14 protein-coding genes are annotated in these 14,415 nt (G+C 51.4%); 12 read left to right on the forward strand and 2 right to left on the reverse strand.

From position 1 onward, the window contains the following. The first annotated feature begins 76 nt into the window (after positions 1-76). Genes EDM59_RS16785 through EDM59_RS16800 form a run of 4 tightly spaced genes read left to right on the forward strand, consistent with a single transcriptional unit; the run spans position 77 to position 5,092 of the window. The gene (locus tag EDM59_RS16785) at positions 77-1,612 is read left to right on the forward strand and encodes a spore germination protein (protein ID WP_122924874.1); all 1,536 of its coding nucleotides are present in this window, start codon (positions 77-79) and stop codon (positions 1,610-1,612) included. Further along, positions 1,609-2,769 (forward strand): GerAB/ArcD/ProY family transporter, encoded by a 1,161-nt coding sequence (locus tag EDM59_RS16790; RefSeq protein WP_122924648.1) that lies wholly within the window; start codon positions 1,609-1,611, stop codon positions 2,767-2,769. Before EDM59_RS16785 ends, EDM59_RS16790 begins: the two co-directional genes overlap by 4 nt. Further along, on the forward strand, positions 2,762-3,928 hold the full coding sequence (locus EDM59_RS16795) for a Ger(x)C family spore germination protein (RefSeq protein WP_122924649.1): 1,167 nt from the start codon (positions 2,762-2,764) through the stop codon (positions 3,926-3,928). Before EDM59_RS16790 ends, EDM59_RS16795 begins: the two co-directional genes overlap by 8 nt. A gap of 12 nt (positions 3,929-3,940) precedes the next feature. Further along, positions 3,941-5,092: a GerAB/ArcD/ProY family transporter gene (locus EDM59_RS16800; protein ID WP_122924650.1), complete on the forward strand. Its 1,152-nt coding sequence runs from the start codon at positions 3,941-3,943 to the stop codon at positions 5,090-5,092. Between the two features lie 51 nt (positions 5,093-5,143). On the opposite strand, the gene sspI is transcribed toward EDM59_RS16800, so the two are convergent. After that, positions 5,144-5,380 carry a small acid-soluble spore protein SspI gene (sspI, locus tag EDM59_RS16805; RefSeq protein WP_122924651.1) on the reverse strand — a complete coding sequence of 79 codons (237 nt, stop codon included), beginning with the start codon at positions 5,378-5,380 and terminating at the stop codon, positions 5,144-5,146. 158 nt (positions 5,381-5,538) lie between these two features. On the opposite strand from sspI, the gene EDM59_RS16810 reads away from it, so the two are divergent. Both EDM59_RS16810 and EDM59_RS16815 read left to right on the forward strand, forming a co-directional pair. After that, positions 5,539-6,192 (forward strand): potassium channel family protein, encoded by a 654-nt coding sequence (locus EDM59_RS16810; protein WP_122924652.1) that lies wholly within the window; start codon positions 5,539-5,541, stop codon positions 6,190-6,192. Positions 6,193-6,196: 4 nt separating this feature from the next. Next, the gene (locus EDM59_RS16815; protein WP_122924653.1) at positions 6,197-7,024 is read left to right on the forward strand and encodes a TrmH family RNA methyltransferase; all 828 of its coding nucleotides are present in this window, start codon (positions 6,197-6,199) and stop codon (positions 7,022-7,024) included. Here the strand turns inward: EDM59_RS16815 and EDM59_RS16820 are convergent. Then, positions 7,021-7,731, reverse strand: a complete 711-nt coding sequence (locus EDM59_RS16820; protein WP_122924654.1) for a DUF2225 domain-containing protein — start codon at positions 7,729-7,731, stop codon at positions 7,021-7,023. The two genes, EDM59_RS16815 and EDM59_RS16820, sit on opposite strands and share 4 nt — an antisense overlap. Before the next feature lie 545 nt (positions 7,732-8,276). On the opposite strand from EDM59_RS16820, the gene pheS reads away from it, so the two are divergent. From pheS to EDM59_RS16850, 6 genes are all read left to right on the forward strand, one after another. Further along, a complete protein-coding gene (pheS, locus tag EDM59_RS16825; protein WP_122924655.1) occupies positions 8,277-9,311 on the forward strand; it encodes a phenylalanine--tRNA ligase subunit alpha in 1,035 nt (344 codons plus the stop codon). A gap of 15 nt (positions 9,312-9,326) precedes the next feature. Beyond that, the gene (gene pheT, locus EDM59_RS16830) at positions 9,327-11,750 is read left to right on the forward strand and encodes a phenylalanine--tRNA ligase subunit beta (protein WP_122924656.1); all 2,424 of its coding nucleotides are present in this window, start codon (positions 9,327-9,329) and stop codon (positions 11,748-11,750) included. A gap of 80 nt (positions 11,751-11,830) precedes the next feature. Further along, positions 11,831-12,106, forward strand: coding sequence for a cell division protein ZapA (gene zapA, locus EDM59_RS16835; RefSeq protein ID WP_092274322.1), 276 nt, complete (start codon positions 11,831-11,833; stop codon positions 12,104-12,106). Between the two features lie 140 nt (positions 12,107-12,246). Further along, positions 12,247-13,092, forward strand: a complete 846-nt coding sequence (gene larE, locus EDM59_RS16840) for an ATP-dependent sacrificial sulfur transferase LarE (protein WP_122924657.1) — start codon at positions 12,247-12,249, stop codon at positions 13,090-13,092. Then, positions 13,085-13,831, forward strand: a complete 747-nt coding sequence (gene larB, locus EDM59_RS16845; RefSeq protein ID WP_122924658.1) for a nickel pincer cofactor biosynthesis protein LarB — start codon at positions 13,085-13,087, stop codon at positions 13,829-13,831. The genes larE and larB overlap by 8 nt, the downstream gene beginning before the upstream one ends. Before the next feature lie 166 nt (positions 13,832-13,997). After that, entirely contained in the window at positions 13,998-14,393 is a 396-nt protein-coding gene (locus tag EDM59_RS16850) for a VOC family protein (protein ID WP_122924659.1), read from the forward strand. Positions 14,394-14,415 lie beyond the last annotated feature (22 nt).

Consider the following 14,415-nt stretch of genomic DNA (forward strand, 5'->3'; position numbering starts at 1 on the left):
TGGGTTTTCATTTCCTTTCTTGGGCACACTATCCGTACATCTTTATCGAAAAGAGCGAATCCAAGGGGGGAGAGCGTTGAGCCAGTTTTGGAAGGCGTGGCAGAGACGGAAGGAAACCCTGCAGTCACAATCCTTGAATCTGCATGCGGATAAAAGTATGGAAAGCGTCTCTGACCTGATTCTCAGTGAAGATGTGAGTGAAAATGTTTCGCTCATTCGCGAGGAGCTTGGAAAATGCGACGATCTGGTCATTCGCCGCTTTCAAAACAAAGATAATAAGGATTGCGCGATTTTTTTCCTGGATGGAATGGTTGACCGAAACATCATCAGCGACTTTATTATTCGCTATACGACGACGACGGATGTCACCTATGAGGGACCGGCTACGAATGAGCTGGAAGGGACCGACAGCTTGAGGCAGGTTATCCGCAATATCTTGTCCGGTACTGCCGTTCTGTTGGTTGATGGCAACAGCCAGGCGTATCTCAATAATACGCGGGGCTGGGATCGTCGCAGCGTAGAAGAGCCACAGACAGAGTCCGTCGTGCGTGGACCTCGTGACGGCTTTTGCGAGACGCTCTGTGTCAATTCAGCCCTCATTCGGTTTCGGCTGAAAGACCCGAATCTACGAGTACGGCATATGGTCGTAGGGCAGAGGACGCAAACCGACATTTACGTCATGTATATTGAGGGCTTGGCTCATCAGCCGATCGTCGAAGAAATTATGAGCCGGATCGAAAAGATCAATGTCGATGCAATACTCGAGAGCGGTTATATCGAGCAAATGATTCAGGATCGCAGGTGGTCTCCTTTTCCTCAGATCCAAAATACCGAGCGGCCTGATAAAGTTGTCGCCAATCTCTTGGAGGGAAAAGTGGGGATTTTGGTCGACGGAACTCCGTTCGGATTGATTGCGCCTGCTGTCTTTTCTCAGTTCTATCAAAGCCCGGAAGATTACTATGAACGGTTTTACATTGCGACATTGATTCGCTTCATCCGCGTCATCAGTATTTCCATTGCCTTGCTGCTGCCTTCTCTGTATATCGCATTCAGCTCCTTTCATCCGGAGATGATCCCCTCACGGCTTGTGATCGCGATGGCGGCCGGACGCTCCACCGTGCCGTTTCCCTCCCTTGTGGAAGCGCTATTCATGGAGCTGGCGATTGAGATCCTGCGGGAGGCGAGCGTGCGTCTGCCTGGTCCGATCGGTCCTACGATTGGGATCGTCGGAGCTTTGGTGGTAGGGGAAGCGGCGGTTTCTGCAGGACTCGTCAGTCCCGTCATGGTCATTATCGTCGCTGTGACCACGATCGGTTCATTCGCGTCACCGAGCTACAGTGCCGCGATCGCCATTCGCATGCTGCGTTTTCCGGTGATGCTTTTGGCGGGAATGTTCGGCTTGTACGGAATCATGCTGTTCTTGATTGTCATTCTCGTGCATCTTTCGTCTCTCAAGTCGTTTGGTGTCCCGTATATGTCACCACTCAGTCCTTTGAATTTGCTCGGCATGCGCGATTTGTTCGTACGTGTTCCGCATCATTTAATGAAAACGCGCCCTAGCATGTTTCATGTTCATGATAAAGTCCGGATGCGAGAGGAGGATAAACCATGAGCCAGAAGCAGGTGAGCCGCGATATCAATACCTTTTCGCTGTGGCAGCAAACCTCCCTGATTGCAAGCACGCTGATTGGAGTAGGTGTCTTGACACTGCCGAGGACGACAAGCGCCAAGCTGTATGAGGCGGGGTGGGTCGCTCCTCTTATCGGTTCCTTATGGGTCTTTTTGTCCGTGTGGATGATCGCCAAATTGAGCGATCGATTCCCGGGGAAGACATTTATCGAATACAGTTCCATTGTTTGGGGTTCTCCAAAGAATCCGCGGCTGGGGAAATGGCTGAGTCTTCCCTGGGTGCTCAGCTATTTGCTCTACCTGTATTTATCTACGGGTATTGTCGCCCGTGTATTCGGTGAGGTGGTCGTGACCTCTGTCCTCTTGGATACCCCGCTGGAGGTTATCATCATCACGATGTTTCTGCTCGCGCAAATGCTCTGTATGCATGAGGTCGATGTGCTTGCCCGTATTAATGAACTGCTGTTTCCTCTGATTTTGTTTCCAATCCTGTTCATTGCGATCGCGTCTTTTCAAAAAGCAGAGTGGAACAACATGCTCCCTTTGTATCGCGTTCCGGGGAAAGCGCTTTTTGAAGGAATCTATGAAACGGTTTACTCCTTTTCCGGCTATGAAATCATGCTGATTTTCTACGCGTACGCCCATGAAAACCAGAGTAAGGTGAAGGCGGGGTTTTATGGAATTGGCATTGCTACGTTTGTCTATACGCTCATTGTCTTGGCTGGCATCGTAGTATTTGGCTTCGAGGAGCTGCAGAGAGTTTCATGGCCGACTTTGGAGCTTGTGAAAACGACTCAAGTCCCGGGCCTGATTCTGGAGCGTCTGGAATCCGCCTTTTTGGCCGTATGGGTAGCCGCCGTGTTCACTACGGTGGCTAATGTCTATTATGCCTTTGTGTACAGCTTGCGACAGCTGTTTAATAAAGGGATACAGTTCCAGCGAATTATCTCTGCCCTCCTTTTTATTCCTCTTTTTTTTATTGCGCTGTGGCCGCAAAACATCGTCGATATTTTTCGAGCCAGCTCTTATTTAGGGATCTTTAGCCTTTACCTCAACCTGGGTATTCCGCTTCTCTATTTACTCGTAGTATTTGCTCGAGGAATGGGGAGCAAGGCGAAGGAGAGGAAAGCGGGTGGCTAAACACTGGTGCCGATTCGCTGTTCTTTTGGTTTTCGTGACGATGCTGACGGGCTGCTGGGATCGGAGGGAGCTGGAGGAGCGTACCTCTGTATTAGCCGTCGCGGTCGATATCGTGGAGGGCAGAGAGGATCTTTATAAAATGACTGTCCAGATTCCCATTCCGATCAAGATTGCGGGGAGTAGCGGACAAGGCGGCGGAGGGAACTCGGACGCCGTCAAAATCATGAGCGTGACAGGCAGGACTGTGACAGACGCAGCCAATAATCTGCAGCTGCGGCTCAACCAAAAGCTGTTTCTTGGCCATACCCGCGTTCTTGCCATCAGTGAAGAGGTGGCAAAAAGAGGGATTCAGGACATCATGGACGGCTATCGCCGCGAACCACAGATCCGCCGGCTGATGTGGCCGATCATTGTGAAGGGCGAAGCAGCTACACTTTTGAAAATCAAGCCGCAGCTAGCGCAGATCCCGGTGGTGTTTTTGATGGATCTCATCGAAAATGGCGCGAAGATGGGGACGATCCCGGATCAGACGTTAGGAGACTATTTTAATCAAACCTCGAACAAGTCGATGGAGCCGTTCCTCAATTACGTACAGGCCAGCGAGAGTGAAGTGAGATGGAAGGGCGTAGCCGTCTTTCGCGGTCACAAAATGATAGGAGCGATCAATGATATCCAATCCTGGTCCTTGCTGCAGCTGCGAAACAGGCAGCGGGGGGGAGATGTCATCATCCCGCTACCAGGTACGGAAGGGGGCTTCGTCACATTTCGCCCGCATTTTGTCAAGACCAAGCTAAAGCTGAACGAAAGTCATGCTGCGGGTATGCAAAAGAAATCAGGGCATCAGCATTCTGCCACGTTTTATTGCGAGCTTCAGGGAGATATCGTCGAAGTCACAAAAGACCTGAATATCCCGCCCGAAGAATTCATCAAGAAAATGCAGACATTGATCAAGAAGGAAATGGAAAATCGGGCGAAAAAACTGTTCACCCAGCTGCAGAAGGACTACAACAGCGATATCTTGCGAATTGGACTCGCATTGCGTGCCCATCATTACCGCGATTATTGGGAAAAACACGACTGGAAAAAGGAATTTAAAGACTTTCCGGTCGAGGCTGTCTATACCATCAAGATTCGCCGGTTGGGTATGGAAATGCAATAGGAGCGAGTGAGAATGAAAAGTCAACGGAGAGTCGTCAGCACTTGGCAACTAATCAGTTTTCTGATCAGCTCGATGATTGGGGTCGGGATCTTGTCGATGCCCCGCACAGTCAGTGAAACTTTAAATGAAATGGGATGGATGGGGCCGATCGTTGGGGGGCTCATCGCGCTGCTGCCGTTGCTTGGGATGGTGTACTTAAGCAAGGAGTATCCCGGACTTACCTTTATTGAGTACAGCCCTTTGGTTCTATGTGGAGAGAAGCACGTAAAATGGGGGAAAATTCTCTGTATCCCGTGGTTCTTTCTCTTTTTCTCGTTCCAATTCTTAAATGCTGGGATGGTTGCCAGGGGGTTTGGAGAAGTCGTTGTGACAGCAGTTCTCTTGGAAACGCCGTTGGAAGCCATCCTGATCAGCCTATTTTTGATCGTATTGTTTCTCTGTATGCATGAAGTGGATGTGCTGATTCGGGTCAACGAGCTCCTGTTTCCCATCATGCTCATCCCGGTTTTCCTGATTCCTTATGTCTCTTTGACCAGCGCGGATTGGAACAATTTGCTGCCGCTGCATCTGGATTCGTTTGAGTCGCTCGTTGAAACCGGAATCAATACCTTCTCGCTTTATACCGGATATGAGCTGTTGATGATCTTTTTTGGGTTGGCGATGCCAGGGGCAAAAATCGGACTGGCTACCTGGATTGGACTTGTGTTCACGATACTTTCTTACGCGCTGACGGCAGTAGCGGGCATCGTCGTGTTTGGCTATGAAGAATTGCAAAATATGATCTGGCCGACACTGGAGCTGGTCAAGACCGCAACCCGCACCGGATGGTTTCTGGAGCGGCTGGAATCTGCGTTTCTGGCGATCTGGGTCGCATCGGTGTTTACGACGTTGGGCAATATGTTTTATTCCACGGTGTACGGGATCCGATTGTTGCTCGGGAAAAGCATGCGGTTTCAGCGAATTCTTTCGTTCGTACTGCTCATTCCGTTACTGTACGTCACGCTTTTGCCGCAGAGCATTGTGGAGTTCTTTGCCTATGCCAGGTACCTGACCTATTACGGATATATCAGCACGGTGCTGATTCCTGTGCTTTTAGCGATCATTCATTGGCTGCGAAAGAAGACTGTCGATGAGACGCAAGACAGCAAAAAGGGAGTGACATAATCGTCGCTCCCTTTCTGTTAGAAGCTGCCAACGCAAGCAGTCAGCGCTTTTCTACATCGGTTTTTCCGTCGTCTCCGGCAAATGACCGGCGATGGTTTCCACCATTTCCTGGCGAGATGAGGAATCGCTGTTTTGCCACAGCACTTCAAACAACACGCCGAGTCCGGGCAATGTCTTTTCCTGACCGCTGGTAATCGCATCGGTGATCGTCTCTTCGACCGCTGATGGGTCTGAGCCCTGCATTTTGTACATGATGGCTTGACGAAGATTGAGCGAGGCAATGTTCATGACGGACCGCACACCTCTCTTGGGGAAAATGAAATCGCACTTAGTATTTGTCCCGCAGTCATGCCTCATACGTCTTTTGTAGGTGGGGAAGGGGTTGTGTTATAATGCAAGGTATTGGAAAAAGCCCCTTAGGGAGCGGTATGAAGGAGTAGATCAGGATGTCAAAGCAATTTGCCATTATTGGAATGGGGCGCTTTGGTTCCAGTGTAGCTCGGACCTTGTACGAAATGGATTATGAGGTCATGGGTATCGATGAGAACGAGGAACGCATTAATGAAAACATACAATTTGTCACCCACGCTGTGGCAGCCGATTCCACGGACGAGCGGGCGCTGAAAGAAATCGGTATCCGCAACTTTGACGTGGTAGTCGTCGCGATCGGCGTAGATATACAAGCAAGCATTCTGACTGTGCTGACTTTGAAGGAGCTGGGCGTGAAAAAAATCGTCGCCAAGGCGCAAAACGAACGGCACGGGCAAGTTTTGTACAAAGTTGGCGCTGACCGGGTCGTCTTCCCTGAGCGTGATATGGGAGTGCGCGTCGCTCATAATCTGATCTCGGCGAACGTCCTGGATTTTATCGAGCTGGCAGACGATTACAGCGTCGCAGAGGTCGTGGTATCCACCAAGTTTGTCGGAAAGAACCTGCGGCAGCTCGACATCCGGAAAAATTACAGAGTCAACGTAATCGCCATCAAGAGTGGTGACAAATTCAATATCGCACCAAATCCAGAAGAAGTGATCCAGTACGGGGATGTCCTCGTCGTCATCGGGAACAACAAGGATTTGAAGGCATTTGAGGAGCGGGCATAGAGACATGGCACATGAAAGCATTACCTCGGTACAAAACCCGCTGATCAAGCGGCTGCATCAATTGCTGGAGAAAAAAGGGAGAGAAGCGCAGGGGCGTTTTCTCGTGGAAGGAGCGCATCTGGTCGAGGAGGCGCTGAAGAGCGAGGCGGAGGTTCTGACGGTTTTGTACGACAGTGAGCGGGATATGGACGCGGGCTGTAGACAAGCTTTGAACAACCATCCGCACAGCGTACAGGTGATTGCTGCTTCCGCTGCCGTATTGGCGAAGCTTTCGGAAACGAAGTCCCCGCAAGGAATTGTGGCGGAAGTAAAAAAGAAGCAGGTCAACTGGGATGACTGGATGACGGAAAAGGCGGCAGGGCAAGAGGGGATGCTGCTGTTGCTGCTTGATGAAATCCAGGATCCGGGCAATCTGGGGACGATCTTGCGCACGGCGGAAGCTGCGGGAGTCGATGGCGTCGTTTTAGGAAAAGGCAGTGTCGATCTGTACAATGGGAAAGTGATGCGTTCGACGATGGGAGCATTATTCCGGCTGCCGGTGTTCACACGTTCCTTGCCTGAGGTAGCCGATGAGTGGCAGGCGCAGGGCGGGCAGCTGCTCGTGTCGACCCTCCATGAGCAAAGTATTTCATACGATGCGGTTCCCTACGCGCAAAAAGCAGCTATCGTGATCGGCAATGAAGGACGAGGTGTATCTGACGCAATGGTAGAGCGGGCGGATTACCTGGTCCACATCCCGATTTACGGACGAGCGGAATCATTGAATGCCGCTGTGGCAGCCGGTGTGTTTGTGTATGAGGCCCAGCGAAAAAGAAAAGATCGGCTCATTTAGCCGATCTTTTGCTTGTCTTTATATTCTTCGCGAGCCAGCTGCCATTGATCCTGGGCCATGCGGATAATCCCGCTTTCCATGGTCGTATTTCGAAAGGCGAGAGCTTTGCCGAAGTATTTGATGGCGAGATCATATTTTTCCAGACGACGATACAGCTCACCGATCAAGTACAAGAGGCGAACCTCGGACATTTCCTTGTCACCCTGCGCATAGTCGGAGTGTATGTAAGACAGTTCGTACTCATCGACGGCCATACCCAGAAAGCGCAGCTCTTCCTCTGCTCTCTCCAGGGAGCGGTACAGCCAAGCCAGCCTCAGGTATAGACCTGCTTTCACGGAGTGGGGCTGATCGGTTATTTCTGCCGCGTAGATCGCGAGCTTGTAGCTGACGATCGCTTCCGGGACTTGCCGGATCGAACCAAAGTCTTTGGGTGTCCATTTCGACGAGATCTGTTCGTCCACCGCTTGCTTTTCCCACGGGCTGAGCTTGGGCTTGAACTGGTCCGTGAAGGCAAAGCCGCATGCCGGGCAAACGTTTACCGTATAGAGAATGGGGTTGAGTGACTGTTCCTTGAAACGGGTATAAAAATCGGAATCGCGATGTGCCATTGCGAGCGAACCGCCGCGAATTCGCTTGGTTGAAAAGGGAGTCTGGCAGTGCCGGCATGTGCAAGACCTGTCGTATAATGCGGAAACCTTTTCGATCATGGCAAAAGTCCCCTTTCTCTTATAAAAATCGATCGGTCTGGAAATGCTGATCTATATGTACGATTTGTGCAATTGAAAGTTTGCTTTTCTTGCGCTATAATTTCCCTACGTCTAATTATAACGTAAAGCCATGACGGAGAATAGTACGCAGGTCCTACATGTTTTCAGGGAGAGGATGCCACAGACTGAGAGCATCTTTAGCACTGTAGCTGCCGAATTCACTCCATAGCCGCACTCTGAACCGTTTTTACGCAGTAGGAGCCAGCCGGGTCACGCCCGTTACCAGTGGTCTTGAGTGAGACAATAGTCACGCCGGAAAGTAGGCTTGTGGACTTGTCTAACAAGGGTGGTACCGCGAGAAAAAAAGTAACTCGTCCCTTTTGAGGGGCGGGTTTTTCTTTTTTTTCAACGTATAGGAATTATAAGCGTTACGCTTATGAATTCCGGAGCGCATGGAAACTTACCGCAAAAACGCGGTCGCTCCTCCTTGAATAGGCCTCGATAAAGGGTTTACTTACCAAAAACCAATAAAGGAGCGATACGAAGTGCAAACTCGGTTGCAAGAGATGAAAGACGCCGCACTGGGCCAGATCGGCCAAGTGACGGAAAGTGCACAACTTCAGGAATTGCGAGTCAAGTACCTGGGGAAAAAAGGGGAGCTGACAGAGCTTTTGCGCGGCATGGGAAGCCTCTCCGCAGAAGAGCGTCCACTGGTAGGCCAACTGGTCAACGAAGTGCGGGAAGCACTGGAGTCTGCTTTTTCTGGTAAACAGCAACAGCTCGAAGAAGCGGCATTGAACGCAAAGCTCACTTCGCAGACAGTAGACGTGACCCTGCCAGGCCGTCCTGTCCCAGCAGGAAGCATGCATCCTCTCTCCCGCATCATTGAAGAAATTGAAGACATTTTCGTGGGTCTGGGCTTTGAGGTAGCAGAGGGTCCTGAGGTGGAGATGGATCACTTCAACTTCGAAATGCTCAACCTGCCAAAGGATCACCCGGCCCGTGACATGCAAGATACATTCTACGTGACCGATGAGATCCTGCTGCGCACGCATACCTCCCCTGTACAGGCGCGTACGATGCTGAAAAAAGAAGGCAAAACACCGGTGAAAATCATCTGCCCGGGTAAAGTGTTCCGCCGTGATGACGACGACGCGACTCACTCCCATCAATTCACGCAGATCGAGGGTCTGGTCATCGATAAAAACATCGGGATGAGTGATTTGAAAGGCATCTTGCTGACTTTCGCTCGTCAAATGTTCGGTGAGAATCAGCAGGTTCGTCTGCGTCCGAGCTTCTTCCCGTTCACAGAGCCTAGCGCAGAGGTTGACCTGCAATGCTTCAACTGTGGAGGACATGGCTGCCGCGTTTGTAAGCAAACAGGCTGGATCGAGATCCTCGGCTCCGGTATGGTCCACCCGCGCGTATTGGAGATGGCGGGCTACAACCCGGAAGAAGTGAGCGGCTTTGCATTCGGTATGGGTGTAGAACGCATCGCGATGCTGAAATACGGCGTAGAAGACATTCGCCATTTTTATACAAACGACGTTCGTTTCTTGCGTCAGTTCAATCGAGAGTAGAGAGGAGAGGCAAAGATGAAGGTATCGTACCAATGGTTATCGGAATACGTGGATCTGAGTGATTGCACGCCTCAAGAGCTGGCGGAAAAGCTGACTCGCAGTGGGGTAGAGGTAGATGCAGTTGAATCGCGCAATGCAGGTGTTTCTGGCTGTGTGATCGGTTATGTGAAGGAGCGCAGCAAGCACCCGGATGCGGATCGCTTGAACGTATGTATCGTAGATGCGGGCCAAGAGCAGGATCTGCAAATCGTTTGCGGTGCGCCAAACGTAGACAAAGGACAAAAGGTAATCGTCGCGCTGATCGGTGCCAAACTGCCAGGCGGCTTGAACATCAAGCGCTCGAAACTGCGCGGAGTAGAATCCCAAGGGATGATTTGCTCGGCAAAGGAACTGGGCCTCAACGATAAGCTGTTGGCAAAAGATCAGCAAGAAGGCATCATGGTCCTGCCAGAAGATGCGGAAATCGGAATGGATGCCGTATCTTATCTGGGACTGGACGATTCTATTCTGGAGCTGGGCCTCACGCCGAACCGCTCCGATTGCTTGAGCATGCTGGGTGTTGCCTATGAGGTAGGCGCGATCCTAGGGAAAGAAGTGCTGCTGCCGCAAATCGACCTCGTAGAGAGCGAGGAGCAAAATCCGCTTCGCGTGAAAATCGATGCGAGTGCAGAGTGCTACCAATACCATGGACGTCATTTCAAGAACGCGAAGATTGCGAGCTCTCCGCAATGGATGAAAAACCGTCTGATGGCCGCTGGTGTACGCCCAATCAACAACGTGGTGGACGTAACCAACTACGTACTGCTCGAATACGGTCAGCCTCTCCACGCTTTCGATGCAGGCCAGGTAGCAGATCGTTCCATCATCGTACGTCTTGCTCAGGAAGGCGAAACGCTGGTGACGCTGGATGATCAGGAGCGCAAGCTGGACGCGCAAACCCTGTTGATCACGGATCCGACCAAAGGCTTGGCGATCGCTGGGGTAATGGGTGGAGCCAACTCCGAAATCACAGGTGAAACGACCGAGATCATTTTGGAGGCAGCCTGGTTCACGCCGAAAACCGTTCGTCGCACAGCGCGTTCGCTCGGGATGCGTACAGAGGGCTGCGTTCGCTGGGAAAAAGGCGTAGACCAGAAGCGTGTACAGGAAGCGGGCGAGCGTGCTGCATCCTTGATTCAAAAGCTGTCCGGTGCAACTATTTCCAAAGGAATTGCGTCTGCAATTGAAAAGGAACCGCAAGCTGCCGTAGTTAGCGTTACTTTGGCAAAAATCAATCAGCATCTGGGGACATCGATGGTTGCTTCTGAGGTATCTCCTATCTTTGATCGTCTGCAGTTCCCTTATGAGACCGCAAACGACAGCTGGACGGTAACCGTGCCGACCCGCCGTGGCGACATCACCTTGCCGGAGGATCTGGTAGAGGAAGTGGCTCGCTTGTACGGCTACGACAACATCCCGACCAGCTTGCCGAGCGGAATGACCAGTCAAGGCTTCCTGACACCTGAGCAGCAGCTGCGCCGTACCATTCGCCGCCATTTGATCGGAGTCGGACTGAACGAAGCGATCTCCTACGCGCTATTGCATCCAGACCGCGTAGAGGATGCGGCAGGCTTGCATCAGGAGCAGGTAAAACCGGTTGCTCTGCTCATGCCAATGAGCGAAGAGCGCAGCGTCTTGCGCACGAGCTTGATTCCAAGCTTGCTGGAGACAATCGCCTATAACAAAAACCGCCAAAACCACGATGTAGGGATCTTTGAACTGGGCCGCGTATTCCTCAGCACAGAAGAAACACTAACACAGTTGCCAGAAGAGCGTCTGTATGTCGGCGGTGCCGTGACAGGCCAATGGGTTCCTCAAAACTGGATGGGTGCAAAACAGGCGGTAGATTTTTATCAGGCGAAAGGGATTGTAGAATCTCTCTTGGCGCGCCTCGGTATCCAAAATGTGCAATACAAGGCTGTATCCGATCTGAAGGGCACGCATCCAGGCCGTACGGCAGAAGTGTGGGCGCAGGAGCTTCGTTTGGGCTATGTGGGTCAAACCCATCCAGGTACGGAAAAGGCGTACGATCTGAACGAAACGTACGTATTCCAGCTGGATGTAGCGAAACTGGTTGAGGCCGCAACAGGTATGGGCTTCTATAACCAGCTTCCAAAATTCCCGGCTGTGACCCGCGACCTTGCTCTTGTCGTAGATCGCACTGTTCCAGCAGGTGCACTGGAAGCGACAATCCGCGAGGCGGCAGGGGAGCTGCTCGAGTCCGTGACCTTGTTCGACGTATACACAGGCGAACGGATTGCTTCGGATAAGAAAAGTATGGCGTTTGCTTTGGTTCTGCGCAATGCCGAGCGTACTCTCCAGGATGAAGAGATCCAGCAGGTGACGAATGCTGTTATCGAAGCTCTGAAAGTCAATACAGGTGCTGAGCTTCGCATGTAAGATAGCTTGACGAAATCTGACATTTTCAGTAACCTAAAATGGAAAAGTAGAGCAAAGGTCGCAGTAGGGAGGAACCCCTCGTGCAAGGTGATGGGAAAAATCGTTTGACGGTGGATATCTTTGGCCAACAATACCGGCTCAGTGGGAAAGCTAGTGTCAATCACATACGCATGGTGGCCGGTTTCGTTGATGATAAGATGAACGAAATCGCCAACGGTAACCATCGTTTGGACACGGCCAAAATCGCCGTACTTTCGGCAGTAAATATTGCGGATGAATACTTCCGCCTGCGTCAGGAGTACGAAGAGCTGCTGAAGATTCTTCAGGAAGATGCAAATGGAAAAGAGATAGACTAAAAGAGGGGCGGCTGCCCCTCTTTTCACGTTGTACAGAAAGCATGTATAAAATTCTTGGCCCATATAAGTGGAAGTAAGGCTCCACCACAAAAGCATAGCGGAGCCAAGTTTTCCAATAAGAAAACAGGGGAGACGGAGGAATGAGCGTGCTTGCGAATGAAGCATTGGCGGAAAAAGACGAAAAGCTTGGACGTATTTTGCGTGAGATGAAAGCTGTCTTGATCGCATTCTCTGGCGGCGTTGACAGCACCTTTTTGCTGGCGAGAGCGGTACAAGAGCTTGGCGAATCAGCGATTGCGGTTACCGCTGCATCCGAGACCTTTCCGACAAGAGAATTCGAAGCAGCCAAACAGCTGGCAGCGCAGCTGGGTGCACGGTTTGTGACCACGGAAATACGCGAAATGGAAAATCTGAATTTTGTCTCAAATCCAGTAAATCGCTGCTTTTTTTGCAAAGACGGTTTGTACGAACACCTGGGAAAAATGGCGGAGGAAAACGAGTGGCAGGCGATCATTTGCGATGGAGCAAACATGGATGATCAGGGGGATTACAGGCCGGGCCGGGTCGCTGCTGCACAAAGGGGAGTAAGAAGCCCGCTGCAGGAGGCAGGATTTTATAAGGAAGACATCCGCACGCTTTCCAAGGAAATGGGCTTATCCACTTGGAACAAGCCGTCTTTTGCCTGCTTGTCCTCCAGAATACCCTATGGCTCTCACATCACTTTGGAAAAAATCGATCAAATCGACAAGGCTGAGGGCTATTTGCTCAGTCTCGGATTTCATCAGGTGCGGGTCCGACATCACGATACGATTGCGCGGATTGAGGTTGCCCCGGATGATTTTAGCCGCTTGCTGTCTCATCATGCACAAATAAACAAGGTTCTGCGAGATATCGGTTTTTCCTACGTGACGCTGGATTTGTTTGGCTACCAGACAGGTAGTATGAACGCTGTATTGGGATCGGACGTGAAAAAACAGCATGGCTGATGTGAAGCGGATTTTGCAGGAAGTGCAGGCTGGCCGTCTGGATATTGAGCGGGCGAGTGAGCTTTTGCAAGCAACGAGTAAGCTTGATTACGCTACATTGGACTTGGAGCGTGCCGAGCGAACCGGATTTCCTGAAGTGGTGTACGGGGCTGGGAAAAGTGTGGAGCAGCTGATCGGGATCATGGAGCGGCTTCGCGAACATCAAGAGCTGGTGCTGGTGACGAGAGTGAACGACAATCAGGCACAGCATGTCCAGGAGCGTTGGCCAGACATTCAGTATGAAAAGGAGGCGGCTCTGCTCATTTCCAGTCGAGAACCGCTAAAGCCCGTGCGCGAAGGTTATGTGGCAGTGGTGGCTGCAGGAACGTCTGATTGGTCAGTGGCGCAAGAAGCTGCCTGGACTGTACGTTGCTTTGGCAGTGAAGCGAGAGTCATCGCAGATGTAGGAGTGGCAGGCATTCACCGCTTGTTCGAGCGATTGGAGGAAATCAGGGGAGCGTCCGTGGTCGTCTGTGTGGCCGGCATGGAAGGTGCGCTTGCCAGTGTGCTCGCGGGGCTGGTGGATATCCCGGTAATTGCAGTGCCGACCAGCGTTGGCTACGGAGCAAACTTCGGCGGCGTTTCTGCTTTGTTGTCCATGCTCAATTCGTGTGCTACCGGAGTGGCTGTCGTCAACATTGACAATGGCTTTGGCGCCGGCTACATGGCGGGAATGATACATAGGTGCTCGACGAAATAAGTTTTAGACTGGGAAATATAGGATTAGACTGGCGTGGGCGTTAACGAGCAGTTACGCGCAGTTCGCGCGACGTGCGTAGCCTTCCTATTAACATTGACAATGGAACTGGCAATTCGTATGATCAAATTTAGAATTGTAAAAAAATTGAAAATGAGGTCGTGTGCAGATGGCGACAGCCGATTGGGTAAACAAAATTACCGAAATCACATTGTTTGTGGAAGATTTGCATCGGTCGAAAGCCTTCTATCAAGAAACTTTCAAACTTGCGGTCATGTATGAAGATGAGAACTGCGCGGTGTTCGATTATGGCAATATATGCATCAATCTGTTAAATCAATCGAATGCCCGCGAGTTGATTGAGCCCGCGAAGGTTGGTCGCGGCGGAGATGGAGCGCGGTTTCAGTTCACGATCCAAGTGCCGGACGTTGACCGGGTATGCGATGAGCTGAAAGCGCGGGGCGCTGCGTTATTGAATGGACCGATAACGCGTTCCTGGGGGCGGCGGACGGCTTGTTTAGCTGATCCGGACGGGCATGTGTGGGAGATCGCGCAGGTACTGTAATGAATTGAAATAGCGGGGAGAG

It is taken from the genome of Brevibacillus nitrificans (genome assembly GCF_003710965.1).
Lineage (GTDB): Bacteria > Bacillota > Bacilli > Brevibacillales > Brevibacillaceae > Brevibacillus > Brevibacillus centrosporus.